Origin of the sequence: Bacillus sp. AFS017336 (assembly GCF_002555445.1) — a bacterium.
Taxonomy (GTDB): domain Bacteria; phylum Bacillota; class Bacilli; order Bacillales; family Bacillaceae_G; genus Gottfriedia.
Genome location: NZ_NUCO01000027.1, coordinates 65918 through 81817 on the forward strand (window position 1 = coordinate 65918; position 15900 = coordinate 81817).

Sequence of the window (15900 nt, forward strand, 5' to 3'; positions counted from 1 at the left end):
ATTAGTAGATGTCACCGTTGAATTGCCAATTAGCACAAATATATATTATGATTCTACTATAAAAAACATGCAATCAACATTTACAAGCAGTGATGGGCAAGTGACAAAACCATTTACTGTCATTCCAAATATAAAGGTTTTACCTACATTCTCCAGAGTGAATGATTATTTAAAAGCAGAAGCGTTATCTAATAATATTGTAGATTACTCAAAAGCGGGAATAACTTTTAAAATTAGAAATACTCAAGAGAAAGAATTTACAAGTCCTATTGATCAGTTAGGATCTTTTGCTATCAATTTACCAGTTTCGAATGATGAATTTAGAGTAACCTTGGATGCTCCTGGACATTTTACAGCTACCTCAACTTTTACAGTTTTTGGTGATTTATATGGGACTCTTTATGGAAAGTCAAAACTTTTGGGTCTAGATGATCTAACTGCAGGAGACGTGAACAAAGATAGTGTCATTGATATCATGGATGCTGTGGCAATTCAAGTATATTGGGGAACAAATAAACGTAGCGCTGATATTAATTTTGATGGCAAAGTGGATGAGAAAGACCTGTTCTTTGTGGAAAAGAATTACATGAAGCAAAATGAAAAAATAGATAGTATACCAGAAACGCCAAAGAAAAAATACAAAGGAAAAACGCTTGAAGACATAAAAGAGGAATTAGGAGTATAATAAATTTTTGTAACATAAGGAAATATCAAATCATTAATAAATATATGTTCATATGAAGTGATAGAAGCTCAATCTTTTAGGTTGAGTTTTTTTTATTTTTTGACGCTATTCTAAAGAATTTTAGCTTTTAAGTATTTCAATTTTCGAGGCAAAAGTTGAATGGAATGGTCCGTAAATTTATTAGGAAAAAAGTAGTGATTTTTAGTTAAACAAACACGATCAAATAAGCGAACTTTAATAATGGATTAGATTTAATATTATTTTTTATAGAACTTTAATTGTATATTAATAAAATTTTAATTAAGTATTTGACTAGAAAGTAAAACGATAGACTTGGCTTAACTAAGTAGTTTTAAGATGAATATTATCATTCAATAATTTATCAATATTTTTAAATTTTTTAAAAAATAACTTGTGACAATTGTCTTAAGACAAATTTTTATCCCGAAATAAATAAGATTAACTTACCTTTCATTAAAAAAACTAAATTGCAAATATTCAGATAAATAACTAATCTTTTCTTAAGAGAGTGGTCGATTGTCAAAGCAAAAAGATTGTATGTTTGAACAGCTATCGTTCTTTTCCATATGAATTTTTGGTTTATTGAAAAAACTACTTTTTAAGAATAATAGATTGGAAGGTGTAGGAAAGTTGAAAAAAAAAAGTAAAGTTTTTCCGTACAAAGTCATTACATCTGTAGCATTATCGACAATGTTATTATCAACTCCTGTATTTGCAGAAGGAACACCAGATGAATCAGGAATTCCAAACGAATTGGGTCAAAAAGCCAATATCTCTGAAATATTGAAAAATGGCTTTTTAAGTAAAGAAGAATTGGCAAACGCTAAGGAAAAAGACAAATTTGGTTATGAAACGATGAAAGATAAACCAAATGAAGTATTAGCTGAATATAAGCCAAATGATCAAGTTAGGATGATCGTTGAAGTAGAAAATGCGACAGATTCAGCGAAAGATAACGAACAAACGAAAGAGAAAAAGGATAAGGCAATTCAGGACGATGTTATCTCTAAGCTTTCTAAAACGAAAACTAAGAAGACTATAAAACACCGTTTCTATAAAGGTTTTAATGGTTTTAGTATAGATACGCAGTTTAAGAATTTAGAAGAAATACAATCTATAGATGGTGTAAAGAAAGTTCATCTTGCAAGAACGTTCCAACCTTCTATGGCTGCAAGTAAAGAATTAGTACAAGCTCAAAAAGTATGGGAGTCATACGGATACAAAGGTGAAGGGCTTGTTGTCGGAGTAGTTGATTCAGGAATTGATTGGACTCATAAAGATATGACAATAACAGAAAAAGGAAAGAAACTGGAGAAATTAACGCGAGAAAACAGTGCATCTAAATTTAACGAAACTGCAGTTAATGAAACTTGGTACAGTGATAAAGTTCCAACTGGATACGACTGGGCGGATAATGATACAGATGTCATTCCACACGGCGCAAATGGAAATCCTCATGGTACACATGTATCCGGAACAATTGGTGCGAATGGTGATGAAGCAAATGATGGTGTACTTGGTATTGCACCTGGAGTCCAATTATTAGCAGAAAAAGTATTCTCTGATCAAGGCGGAGGAGCATGGGAAGATGACATTATTGCAGGTATTCAGCATGCAATGACGATGGGTGCTGATGTCATTAACATGAGTTTAGGTAGTGATGCGGGATGGGTAGGAGAAGACGATGACCTTGTTCAAAAGGCGATTCGTGAAGCTACTGAACAAGGGACGTTAGTAGTTGTAGCTGGAGGAAATGCAGCTTATAGTACGCAGAATAATCTTCTACCATGGTCTACTCAACCATTTGCAGAAAATCCAGATATTGGAACAGTTGGGCAACCTGGAGTAAGTCCGTATGCTTTATCAGTGGCTTCATATGAAAATACGAAAATTCATATGAATGCTTTACAATCCTCAGATGGATTTACTTTGCCGTATAGAAATTCATCGGGAATGCCGTTTTCTAATGCATTAGTACATGATCAAAGTTATGATCTTGTTTATGTAGGCGAAGGTACAACTGCAGACTTTAATGGGAAAGACGTGGCTGGAAAAATCGTCGTTGCAAAACCGATTCCACCAAATGGATATGGAAGTTATTCGTATATTCAAGGGGAAGCCAGAAAAAGAGGGGCATTAGCAGTAATCGTAGTACCACCATCAGCAGTAAAGGATTACCCGAATTTTGTCTTCAGTTCTTACTTTATTCCTTCAGCAACGACAGGTAAAGCTGTTGGAGATGCATTAATCCAAAAACTATCAAACGGACAAATCGTTAAAATGAAATCATCCATTGGGATTTATGTAGATAACCCAGATAAAGATACGATGTCCTATTTCTCATCTTATGGAGCTCCTTATACATTAGATTTTAAACCGGAAATTTCTGCTCCTGGTGGAAATATCTATTCGACAGTTCCTGGTAACCAATATGATGTGTACAGTGGAACTTCTATGGCAACTCCACATGTCGCTGGTGGTTCAGCACTTGTGCTGCAATCTTTATATGATAAAGGGCTTAAACACTCAGAAGAAGCTGCATTAAAAACTAAAATAGCATTAATGAATACGGCAAAGATCGTGCAAGATCCACGTACGAATAACGAAGTACCTTACTCTCCTCGTATTCAAGGGTCGGGCTTAATGCAAATCAAAAATGCGATTAGTACACCTGTACTTGTAACTAGGAAAAATACACCTTTAGAGCAAGCAGGAGCGGTTGCATTAAAAGAAATTAAAAATGATAGAGCGGTCTTCAATTTGAATGTGGAAGCACTTCAAAATCTTAAAACAAAAGAAGAATTAGAATATACTGTAAATGTTGATTTATTAACAGATGGAACAGAAACGAAAAATTTTGACTTCAACAATGATGGGAAATCAGATTATTCTAATGAATATTTAACGTTAAAAAGTAAGCGCGTCGAAGGAGCTTCCATCTATGTGAACGATGAAAAAATCACTGATGTACAAGGAGCCGCATTAAAGATAAAACAAGGACAAGAAAAAAATCTAAAAATAGAAATTCGACTGCCAAGAACTTTAAAGAAAGATGCTTTTTTAGAGGGATTTGTACGTCTTGTGCCAACCGGAAAAAACAGTAGTTTGGCTGTTCCATTAACTGTTCCTTATATGGGATACAATGGCGAATGGGACCAACCAAAAAATATTGATCCTGTTGCTTGGGATAATGATGCTTTCTTAGGATATACAGCACTTTGGGATGATATGACGGAAACCCCAATTGGATATAACAGAGCAATCGGAGATTTTGATGTAGTAGATCATATGGCTGTTTCTCCAAATTCAGTTGCACCTGGTGTCTTCCCATCATTTACTGCTTTCCGTAACTTAAAAGAAACAGAAATGTACGTGGAAGATTCAAAAGGAAAGAAAGTAAATTGGCTTGGCAACTTAGGAGAGTATACTGAAAATGGTTCTCCACTAAAATTAAGAAAAAACAGCATGTTCTCTGGAAACTATTTCTACAAATTTGATGAATTTGATTTTCCAGATTATACATGGGATGAAACAGATGAAAAAGGCAATTTAGTACCTGACGGAAATTATAATTATGTTTTAAAAACTACATTAGATTATAAAAATGCGAAGCCACAAGTAGTGAAACTTCCGATTAAGGTCGATTCTGGACAAGTGAAGGTTACGGATATAAAAGTTGAACCAAAAGATGGTAAATATGAAATTTCATTTAAAGCAGCAGACAATAAAGGTGGTAGCGGTTATAAAGGAGCGATTCTTTTTGTTGATAATCAGTATTATGAAACAAAGATTGGGGAAACTTCTGTTCTAGTTCCAAACAATCCTAAGAGCATTGTCGTCATGGGAGTTGACTACGCTTATAACCAAAGCTACTCAGTATGGGGAGATCCTTCTTTTATTAACGAGAACATGGTCTTGACTTTCTTTAATGTATCTGGAACAAATGTAACTACTAGTACACCTGCTACTATTACCAGTTACGCGAATAATCGAGTGGATTGGAAAGTGTATGTGAAGGATGCGAATGGGAAAGTAGTTGATACAGCAGTGGTAGAAGATGAGCATACGTTACGCCTGAAATGGACTCCAGCTGAGAAGGTTCAAAGTGGCACTTATTATATCTCGGCTGATGTTGTTACAAAAGATGGATTTAAAATAACAACGACACCGAAAAAAATTACAGTAGTAAAGTAATAAATTAGTAATATAAGTCAATTTTTAAACGTACCCCGAAGTAGAGCTAAATAGAGCTACTTTGGGGTATTTTTGTTTATAAGTAAAGTAATAAGGATGTAAAAAAGGTAATAAGAGTTCCAAACCATTAGGTTGACATTTCTAAATTCCTGAATTATCATCTGTAATCATTATAGTGAAAAAATATTATAGATTAGTTTTTAAATAAGTAATGAAATTGTTAGCCGAATTAGAAAATTGTTTTTGTCTTAAACAAACTGCCCAAAACTCATTACTAATATAGGTGGACTTGGTTATTAAAGGGATTATTTTGATTGACCCATTAAGAACATCTACATCATTTTTTAATGTTATATTTCGTGCGAGAGCAATAGCTATGCCGTTTTTTACGGCTGAACGAATATTATCTGAATTACTAGAAATGAATAGGAATTTGTTTTTGTTAAAAATTAAGCGATGAAAATCTACAAATGAATTCATTTTATAAATAACTAACTGTTCGTTTTGTAAATCTTCAGGAGTAACTTCATCATAATGGTAGAAAGGTGATGTTTTTCCGACAAGAATGCAAAGCTGAGTACTGCATAACCATTCATACAATATATCGGATTCCTGACTTAGGGTTTGTTCAGTTGCTGGCAATAATGCAATATCTGGATGATCAGTTTTGATGAAATGTACTATCTCCGTTGGGTCAACTTCTTGAACATGGACATCAATATCTGGATAATCATTTTTGAATTTTAAAATGGATTCGGTAACGATATACGTGATTCCTGGAACACAAACTATCTTTAGTTCATTTTTGATTGAATTATTTTGAATTTTTATGCTCTGTTCTAACTTTTCTATTTGTTCTAATACCTTACTAGCAAGGTCAATAACGACTCTTCCTTCTTCAGATGGAATCGTTTTCGATTTTAACCGAATGAATAATTTGAAATTTATATTTTTTTCCAATTGGAGTATTGATTGACTGACTGCTGACGCAGATACATGAAGGTTTTTTGCTGCTTTCGTAATTGATTCTACTTTTGCAATTTCCACGATATACCTTATTTGTTCTATATTCATATATACCCCCATTTTTTGATTTCCCGTAATTTCTATGAGGCTATTAAAGCATATAAATTCTTTTTTGTATATTAGTTATTTCAATTCGTTCGTTACTAAATTTTAACTTATTTCATTATCTTGAAATATTAATGTGTATATTAAGTATGGCTTTATATGGAGTCCTGAATTCCTCGATTTACATAAAAAGATCAAGTAATTAGAATAAACACTAGATAAAGAGAAGGGGGATTATGCTGCTAAGATATTTCAGAATATTTTAAATGATTAGTCTTGATTTTGTTATTTTTTATTGATCGAATTTAGAAGGATAAGATTAAATGGGGTGTAAAAGCATGGAAAAGTTATTAAAGAAAAAGAATGTTTTAAAGAACATTACTGCGCTTACTTTAGGAGTAGGGCTAGTTACAAGTAGTTTTTCAGCTTCATATTTTAATTCACCATCTAAGGTTCATGCTACTACTCTATCAAACGCAGAAGCGATTTTAGCTAAACTAACACCAGAACAGAGACAAGCATTGGCAAAAATGAATACCGAAGATCAAACTGGGTTATTTTTAAATCCAGACGTTAATCTAGATAAATCGGATAAAGTATCAGTTATTGTTCAATTTAATCAAAAGCCTCATAAAGTTGCAGTTTTAGAAGCTGCATTAAAAGGTGATAATTTATCTGATGTAAATGCTCGAGGTTTAGTTGATTCAGATCATGTGACATTCAAAAATGACTTAACTAAATTGATTAAAACTGAAAAAAGTAACTCTTCTTCTTTTAAAATCAATCGTGAATATAAAAACGCGTTTAACGGTGTTGCAATGCAAGTTCCTGCAAATCAGATTAAAACGTTACTTAATTCAAAAGCTGTAAAAGCAATTTACAGTAATGATCAAGTTCATGTAGAACAACCTATAAGTGATACTAGCCCTTCTACTGAGGCTCGTGGACAAGGTATGGCTGCAGAAAATGCATATTTGAATATTAATAAATTACATGATGAGGGTTATACAGGTAAAGGTGTAAAAGTCGCGGTCCTTGATACAGGGGTTGATTATAATCATCCTGACATTACGGGTGCTTATAAAGGTTACCGTGCTCAGCCTGGTGTTGATCCTAAATCAATCGATATCAACTCAGTAAAAGGCTGGGATTTTGTCGATAATGATGCAGATCCGATGGAAACGACATATGCAGATTGGGTAAAAGCAGGAAAACCTGGAGATTCTGATGGTGCGGATTACTATACTGAACATGGAACGCATGTTTCTGGGACAATTATTGGACAAGGTAAAAATAATAGTGAATACGCAACAAATGGTATCGCTCCAGGTGCTGACCTTTATGTTTATCGTGTGTTAGGACCGGGTGGTAGCGGATCTTTTGATGGCATTATAGCGGGAATTGAAAAAGCTGTAACCGATGGAATGGACATTATGAATTTATCTCTAGGTGCAAATTATAATGATCCGATGTTCCCAACAAGTATCGCGATTAATAATGCGGTATTGAACGGAGTAACTGCAGTAATCGCAGCAGGTAACGCTGGTAATGGGATGTATACAGTTGGCTCACCTGGTAATGCGTCATTAGCACTAACGGTTGGAGCAAGCGATGTTCCAAATGTGATTGCTACAATGAAAGGTAAAATCGATGATTCTGCTTTTGACCTACGACTGATGGCTAAAGGTTTTAGTGATAATATCTCTTCGTTACAAGGTCAATCATTTCCAATTACTAGTGTCGGAACTGGTCAATCATTTGAATACTCTGGCTCGAACAAGCGAGTAGACGGAAAAATCGTACTCATTCAGAGAGGAACAAATACGATTAATGATAAAGTTTTACAAGCAAAAGAGCATGGAGCAGCTGCGATACTAATTTACAATAACAATCCAACGGAGGGGCATCTCCAAGTAAACTTAGGTGAGGGTACTGATTTTATCCCTTCTTTTTCTTTAACAAATGCTGATGGTCTATCATTAGTTCAAAAAATAACATCAGGTAATGCTCAAATTTCGTTTAGTGACTTAGGACAAATGACAACCGGTGGTGATAATTTAGCGGATTTTAGCTCACGTGGACCATCTCGTGTAACATATGAGATTAAACCGGAAATTACTGCGCCTGGGGTAAGCGTTTTATCAACGGTTCCAGGATTTCTTCATGACCATGAGAATCCGAATAATTATGAATATGCATACGAGCGTATGAGTGGTTCTTCAATGGCGACACCAGCAACTGCAGGTATTGCAGCATTATTACTTCAAGCAAAACCGGACTTACAACCGGAAGATGTGAAAGCCATTTTAATGAATACGGCTGATCCATTAAGCAAGCCATATAGTGTATTCGAAGTTGGTGCAGGTCGAGTTGATCCGTATAAAGCAATTCATTCAAATATCGAATTGAAAGTTGAAGAAAAAACGCCAACTATTATTAATAATAAAGTAAAACAAATGAAAATTGATACGGCAGCATTAAGCTATGGAAATATAGCCTATAGCGGAAAAGATATTGTTGATACACGCTCTGTTACATTACTAAACAGAGGAGAAAAGGCAAAAACATTTAATGTTAGTGTTAATTTCCAATCTAATTTAAGAGGATCTAAGGATGCGGCTAAAAATGGTGTAACAGTCGATACAATTTCTACGATTACATTAAAAGGAATTAGTCAAAAGAAAACAAATGTATCACTTACAATTCCAAAAACAGCTGAAAAGGGAATCTATGAGGGGTATGTTGTGTATACAAATAAGGATAACCCTAATGAAACGTATAAAATCCCTTTCGGTGTTCACTATGTAGAGCAAGGTTTCGAAAGTATGAGTAATGATCGAGAATCCGTTACGACATCTTTAGCACCGGGTACACTGAAAGACAGACGGTTTTTAACAACATTGACACTTAAATCTCACATGAGGAATATTGATGTCATTGTATCTGATGCAAAAACAGGTGAAGATTTAGGGGTAATTGGATCAATGGATGGAATCGGAATAGATGAGGGAGTACCTAATACTATGACTCTATGGTCAGGATATTATTATCCATTCACTAGCGATCCAAATAATCCAGTGTCATCGAAATCTTATTCACCAAAAGAGGGGCAATATAAATTAAAACTAATTGGATACGATGATAATGGAAAAACATATACAATCTCTCAAGACTTCTTCGTAGACAATCAAATGCCTAAATATGATATCCATGTTGATGGTGAAAAAGAAGGTAATCCATTTATTGAGTTTAAACCAGATCAACAGTTTGTTGATATGACAGGATCGATCTCAGATAAAAATGTCGATGTAAGAAAAACAGCAGGATTTATTGCAGACCAATCACAAAATCAAATTTGGTATTACTATAATGGACTTTACCCAACAGCAAAACTAGAATTGGACAAGGATGGAAATGCAATAGACAAAATTGCGATGTTACCATCTCAAGCTTATTTACCTGTTTTGTTTGAAGGAATCGATGAAGCGACAAATAGTGCTGGTCAAAAACGATATATTTTTATTAAAGATGGTACGTCTTATGTTTACGGTCAACCAACAGGCCCAACAAGATTAAATCAAGTGATATCACATCCTGGTGACAGCGTCAAAATAACACTTACTGCCAATAACTTGAATAAAGTGATGAAAGCAAATTACAATTTTACAACAAATGATAGTGACACAAATATTATCGATATTTCCCTTAATCCAGAGGCGAAAAAACTAGGTGGTACAATAGTTGTTACTGCAACGAATCCATCAACAACAACGACTAAATCAGATGTAAATGTTACATTCGATGGAAGTAAAGATGTGTCTGGTGACGTACCGATGGTTGATGTAACACTTAAAATAACAAATTCAAATCAAACGTATTTTACTTATAGCTCAAGCTTCAACAAGGTGACTTCTACTTTCACAAGTATTGATAATGTAGTAACGAAACCACTTACTTATGTTGCTCCAATTGCTATTCTTCAAGATTTTTCACGAGTAGTTGGATATATCCAACCTGAAGGATTATTCGATTCAACTAATCAAGTTGATTCGTCGAAGGATGCAACGAAAATAGGTGCAAAAGTAACCGCAACTGATAGAAATGGAAAGAACTATGTAGGAACTATGGAGGCAAGTGGCCAGTTTACATTAGATGGATTGCCAGTTACAAAAGATGATTTTACACTTGTTCAGGACATTCCTGGTCACTTTACAACGTATGGTCATTTCGATGTTTACAACACAATTGATGACTCAATCTATGGAAATGCTACTAGAATCGGAACGGAAACAGTTGATCAAGCAGTAGCTGGAGATGTAAATAAAGATAATGTCATTGATATTATGGATGCGATAGCAATCCAAACATACTGGGATACAAATAAACGAAGTGCAGATATTAACTTTGATGGAAAAGTAGATGCAAAAGACTTTGCATTTGTTGAAAAAAATTACTTAATGCAAAATTCAACAATTACTAATCCACCAAAGCCTGTTAAAAAATATAAAGGTGAAACAATAGACAGTATTAAAAATGAATTAGGATTACAATAAATTGGTAATAGAGTAACTACTCGTTTGGTAGTTACTCTATTCATGTTGTTGAAAAAAGAATCTGTCATTGAAATGCCACGATATTATGTAGGAGTTTATTGACAGGGTGTTTTTGTAAACTATGATGCTTTTAATAAAGAGATTTGATGATTTACGCTCCAAGATGCTCGTTTTCCGTGGGATGGGCGATGGGCCCTCCTCGTCACATTCATTCCTGCTAAGGTTCACTTGTTCCACTTCTCGCACAGGAGTCTCGCACTTTCTGCTCCAATTTCTCTTAGTATTCTTTTTTTGAATTTAGTATTAATTAGTAAACTTTTATACTTCACTTCTTTTGAACAATTTATGCTATGAAAATTTGAATTCTAGTATTAAGTATTGCTTTATACAGAGTCCTTAAATGCACGTTTTACTTAGAAGGGACAAGAATTTACAATAAATATGATTAATAGACAAGGGGGGTCTATATTACAATTTTATTTCAGAATATTTTAAATGATTAGTTTTGTTTTTGTCGTTTAGTTGTTACTGCAATAAATCTAATGTGACAGGATTCGATGAAAATAACGTAATTTAAGCATTTGATGGTTTGGAAAATTTTATTAGATGAAATGGGGGCAAAAAAGTGAAAAAAAAGTTAAAGCAACAGAAAATCATTAAGAATGCAACTGCTCTTACTTTAGGTTTAGGGCTTGTTACAAGTAGTTTTTCAGCTTCGTATTTTAATTCTCCATCTAAAGTTCATGCTACTACTCTATCTAACGCTGAAACGATTTTAGCTAAATTATCACCAGAACAAAGACAAGCTTTGGCAAAAATTAATACAGATGATCAATCAGGATTATTTTTAAGCCCAGATGTCAGTTTAGAGAAATCAGAGAATGTATCAATCATTGTTCAGTTTAATCAAAAACCTCATAAAGTCGCTGTTTTAGACGCGGCATTAAAAGGTGATAGCTTATCTGACACTGATGCAAAAAAATTAGTAGATTCAGATCATACTACATTTAAAAATGACTTAAATACGATCTTGAAAACTGATAAAAATGATTCGGCTTCAATTAAGATAAAACGTGAATTCAAAAACTCCTTTAACGGGGTATCAATGCAAATTCCTGCAAATAAAATTAAGACTTTATTGAAATCAAAAGCAGTAAAAGCAATTTACAGTAATACTCAAGTACATGTAGAACAACCAGTGACTGAGGCGACACCATCAACTGAAGCTGTAGGAAAAGGGATGGCTGCAGAAAATTCATTCTTGAATATCAATAAGTTACATGATGAAGGTTTTACAGGCAAAGGCGTAAAAGTTGCTGTTATTGATACAGGGGTTGACTATAACCATCCAGATATAACTGCTGCGTATAAAGGTTATCGTGCTCAGCCAGGTGTTGATCCAAAATCAATCGATATAAATTCAGTAAAAGGCTGGGATTTTATCGATAATGATGCAGATCCGATGGAAACAACCTATGCAGATTGGGTAAAGGCAGGAAAACCTGGTTCAGCTGATGGAGCAGATTATTATACGGAACATGGAACGCACGTTTCCGGAACAATTGTTGGACAAGGTATAAACAATAGTGACTACGCAACGAATGGTATTGCTCCAGATGCTGATCTATATGTTTATCGTGTACTAGGTCCTGGAGGCGGTGGTGCAAATGATGGCATTATTGCTGCGATTGAAAAAGCAGTAACTGACGGAATGGACATTATGAATCTATCATTAGGTGCAAATTATAATGATCCATTGTCTCCAACTAGTATTGCAATTAATAATGCAGTATTAAACGGAGTGACGGCTGTGGTAGCAGCTGGTAATGCAGGTAATGATATGTATACACTTGGAAACCCTGGTAATGCTTCATTAGCTTTAACAGTTGGAGCAAGTGATGTTCCGGATCAAATTGCAACAATGAAAGGTACGCTTGACAATACAGTTTCTGATCTGCGACTTATGGCAAAAGGGTTCGCTGATAAAGTTGAGACATTACAAGGAAATCAATATTCAATTGTTAATGTTGGGTTAGGTACATCAAGTGAATATACAGGTAACAATAAAAGTGTGGCAGGCAAAGTTGTTCTAATACAACGTGGAAATACTACAATAAACGATAAAATTTTGCAAGCAAAAAATCGCGGTGCAGTTGCCGTACTAATATACAATAACAACCCAGCTGAAGGGCATCTACCGTTTAATTTAGGAGAAAGTACTGACTTTATCCCAGCATTCTCTATAACAAATGCAGATGGACTAGCATTAGTACAAAAAATATCGACAGGCAGTCCTCAGTTTTCGTTTAGTGATTTAGGACAACTGACGACTCAAGGTGATAACTTAGCTGATTTCAGCTCAAGAGGACCAGCTAAGACCACATATGAAATTAAACCTGAAATTACAGCACCAGGTGTAAGTGTTTTATCAACTGTACCAGGATTCGTACATGACCATGGTAATCCAGGAAATTACCAATATGCTTATGAGCGAATGAGTGGTACTTCGATGGCAACACCAGCGACTGCAGGTATAGCTGCATTACTACTTCAAGCAAAACCAGATTTACAGCCTGAAGATGTAAAGGCGATTTTAATGAATACAGCAGATCCTTTAAGTAAGCCATATAGTGTATTTGAAGTTGGTGCAGGTCGAGTTGATCCTTATAAAGCAATTCACTCAAGCATTGAACTTAAAGTGGAAGAAAAAACGCCGACGATCATTAACAACAAAGAAAAACAAATACGAATTGATACGGCAGCATTAAGCTATGGAAATAAAGCTTACACCGGATCAGATATTAATGATACTCGCACTGTAACGTTATTAAATAGAGGAGAAAAGTCAAAAACATTTAATGTTAGTGTTAATTTCCAAACTAGTTTAAGAGGATCAAAGGATGCAGTGAAAAATGGGGTAACAGTTGATACGAATCCAACCGTTACGTTAAAAGGAATCAGTCAAAAGAAAACAAATGTAACACTTACGATTCCAAAATCGGCTGAAAAAGGCATCTATGAAGGGTATGTTGTGTATACAAATAAAGATAATCCTAATGAAACGTATAAAATCCCTTTCGGTGTTCATTATGTAGAACAAGGGTTTGATGCTATGAGTAACGCTCGTCAATCAGTATCAACTTCATTAGAAAAAAACCAATTTAAAGATCGAGAAATTCTTACTACCATTTCATTAAAATCACATATGAGATATATTGATGTCGTTGTAGCGAATGCAAAAACAGGTGAAGATTTAGGCGTAATTGGAACTGTTGATGGAATCCCATTAAATGAAGGAGTTTCATATAATGCGCATTTGTGGCAAGGATATTACTACCCGTTTACTAACGATCCAAATAATCCAATTTCTACGAAAGCTTATGCACCAGATGAAGGACAATATAAGCTTAAGTTGATTGGGTACGATGATAATGGAAAATCATATACAATTTCACAAGACTTCTTTGCCGATAATCAAATGCCAACATATGATGTTCACGTTGATGGAGAAAAAAAAGGTAATCCATTTATTGAATATAAACCAGATCAGCAGTTAATTGATATGACCGCATCGATTTCTGATAAGTATGTTAACGTAATGAATGCAGCAGGCTTTAAAGCTGACCAATCTCATAATCATATTTGGTATTACTATAATAGTATTTATCCTACTGACGAACTAACAATAGATAAAGACGGAAACGCAAAAGATCAAATTGCGATGTTACCTTCTCAAGATTTTCTATCTGTCATGTTTGAAGGGATTGATGAAGCAACAAATGGTGCAGGTCAAAAACAGTACATTTTTATTAAGGAAGGTACACCATATGTTTACGGACAACCAAATGATCCAACTAGATTAAATGCAGTACTTAAACATCCTGGTGACACAGTAAAAATAACACTTACTGCAAATAACGTAAATAAACTGATGAAAGCTAATTATAATTTTACGACAAGTAATGGAGATACAAATATTGTCGATATTTCACTCAATCCTGAGGCGAAAAATCTAGGCGGTACTTTAGCTGTGACATCTTCTAATCCATCTACTACAAAAACAAAATCAGATGTAACGGTTACATTTGATGGTAGTAAGGAAGTGTCTGGTGATCTTCCAATGGTTGATGTAACACTTAAATTAACAAATTCAAATCAGACTGATTTTTCTATGGTATCTAGTTTTGCTAATGTAACTTCAACTTTTACAAGTGTAGACAATAAAGTGACGAGACCATTAACTTATGTTGCTCCTATCGGTATTATGCAGGACTACTCAAAAGTAACTGGTTATATTCACCCTAATGGATTAAAAGGTGTAGATGGATTATTGGATAAAACGAAAGACTTCACAACAGTTGGCGGGAAAATTACTGTTATTGATAGCAAAGGAAAGAGATACGAAGGAACAATCGATAAAATTGGACAGTTTTTAGTGTCTGGATTGCCTGTTACAAAAGAAGGTTTTACAATCGTTCAGGACATTCCTGGTCATTTTACAACGTATGACGATTTTAAAAACGTTTACAGTACAGTGGATGATACCATTTATGGCACTAGTAAGTATCTTGGAACAGAGACGGTTGATAATGCGACTGCCGGAGATGTGAATAAAGATAATGTCATCGATCTAAATGACGCTTTAGCTATTCAAACGTATTGGGGAACGAATAAACGAAGTGCAGATATTAACTTTGATGGAACAGTTGATGCGAAAGATTTTGCGTTTGTTGAAGAAAATTACTTAATGCAAAATTCAACAGTTGCAAATCCACCAAAACCTGTCAAAAAGTCAAAAGGGAAAACAATTGAATCCATTAAAAATGAATTAAGTATTCAATAAATAGTTCAATAGACTAAAAAAATTGGTCGTGTCTATTAAGTTACTTTAAAAATTTATTCAAACTATAAATAAATGCATGAAATTTCCAAAGCTATCTGCTTTCACTTGGACAGGAGGCAGATAGTTTTTATAAAAGCTTTAGATGTTGAATTGTTTTATAGATTAATAGGAGGATTTGATGAATATCGAAAAATTACAATATTTCGTTGAAGTTGTAAATACCGGTTCCTTTTTATTTGCAGCACAGAATCTATTCGTGAGTCAATCAGCCATTAGCCAATCAATTAGTAGCTTAGAAAAAGATTTAGGCGTTAAACTATTTGATCGATACCGAGGGCAAGGTGTTGTACCAACTGCAGAAGGGTTACGCATCATCCCACTAGCAAGAGAATTACTAATAAAATGTCAAGAGTTAGAGGAACTAGCCAAATCGATACATGATCGAGTTCAAATGGAACTAGATGATCGATATCAACTCAGTATACTCTAAAAATTTTAACTAATTTACCATTTTATCTAATACAACAATAGAC

Annotated in this window: 6 protein-coding genes; 5 read left to right on the plus strand and 1 reads right to left on the minus strand. The window is 34.3% G+C overall.

The window, feature by feature from the left end; all coding sequences use genetic code 11:
• Positions 1 to 100: 100 nt before the first annotated feature.
• A complete protein-coding gene (locus CN601_RS16860; protein ID WP_142317362.1) occupies positions 101 to 685 on the plus strand; it encodes a dockerin type I domain-containing protein in 585 nt (194 codons plus the stop codon).
• Positions 686 to 1336: 651 nt separating this feature from the next.
• Positions 1337 to 4900: a S8 family serine peptidase gene (locus CN601_RS16865; protein WP_306659831.1), complete on the plus strand. Its 3564-nt coding sequence runs from the start codon at positions 1337 to 1339 to the stop codon at positions 4898 to 4900.
• A gap of 186 nt (positions 4901 to 5086) precedes the next feature.
• Here the strand turns inward: CN601_RS16865 and CN601_RS16870 are convergent, their stop codons facing one another.
• Positions 5087 to 5974: a LysR family transcriptional regulator gene (locus tag CN601_RS16870; protein ID WP_179865588.1), complete on the minus strand. Its 888-nt coding sequence runs from the start codon at positions 5972 to 5974 to the stop codon at positions 5087 to 5089.
• 335 nt (positions 5975 to 6309) lie between these two features.
• Here CN601_RS16870 and CN601_RS16875 point away from each other — a divergent pair, with 335 nt between their 5' ends.
• The 3 genes from CN601_RS16875 to CN601_RS16885 all read left to right on the plus strand — a co-directional run bounded on the left by CN601_RS16875 (position 6310) and on the right by CN601_RS16885 (position 15857).
• Positions 6310 to 10524 carry a S8 family serine peptidase gene (locus CN601_RS16875; protein WP_179865589.1) on the plus strand — a complete coding sequence of 1405 codons (4215 nt, stop codon included), beginning with the start codon at positions 6310 to 6312 and terminating at the stop codon, positions 10522 to 10524.
• 625 nt (positions 10525 to 11149) lie between these two features.
• Positions 11150 to 15367 carry a S8 family serine peptidase gene (locus tag CN601_RS27895; protein ID WP_098119415.1) on the plus strand — a complete coding sequence of 1406 codons (4218 nt, stop codon included), beginning with the start codon at positions 11150 to 11152 and terminating at the stop codon, positions 15365 to 15367.
• A gap of 178 nt (positions 15368 to 15545) precedes the next feature.
• Entirely contained in the window at positions 15546 to 15857 is a 312-nt protein-coding gene (locus tag CN601_RS16885; RefSeq protein WP_098119416.1) for a LysR family transcriptional regulator, read from the plus strand.
• The last annotated feature ends 43 nt before the right edge of the window (positions 15858 to 15900 follow it).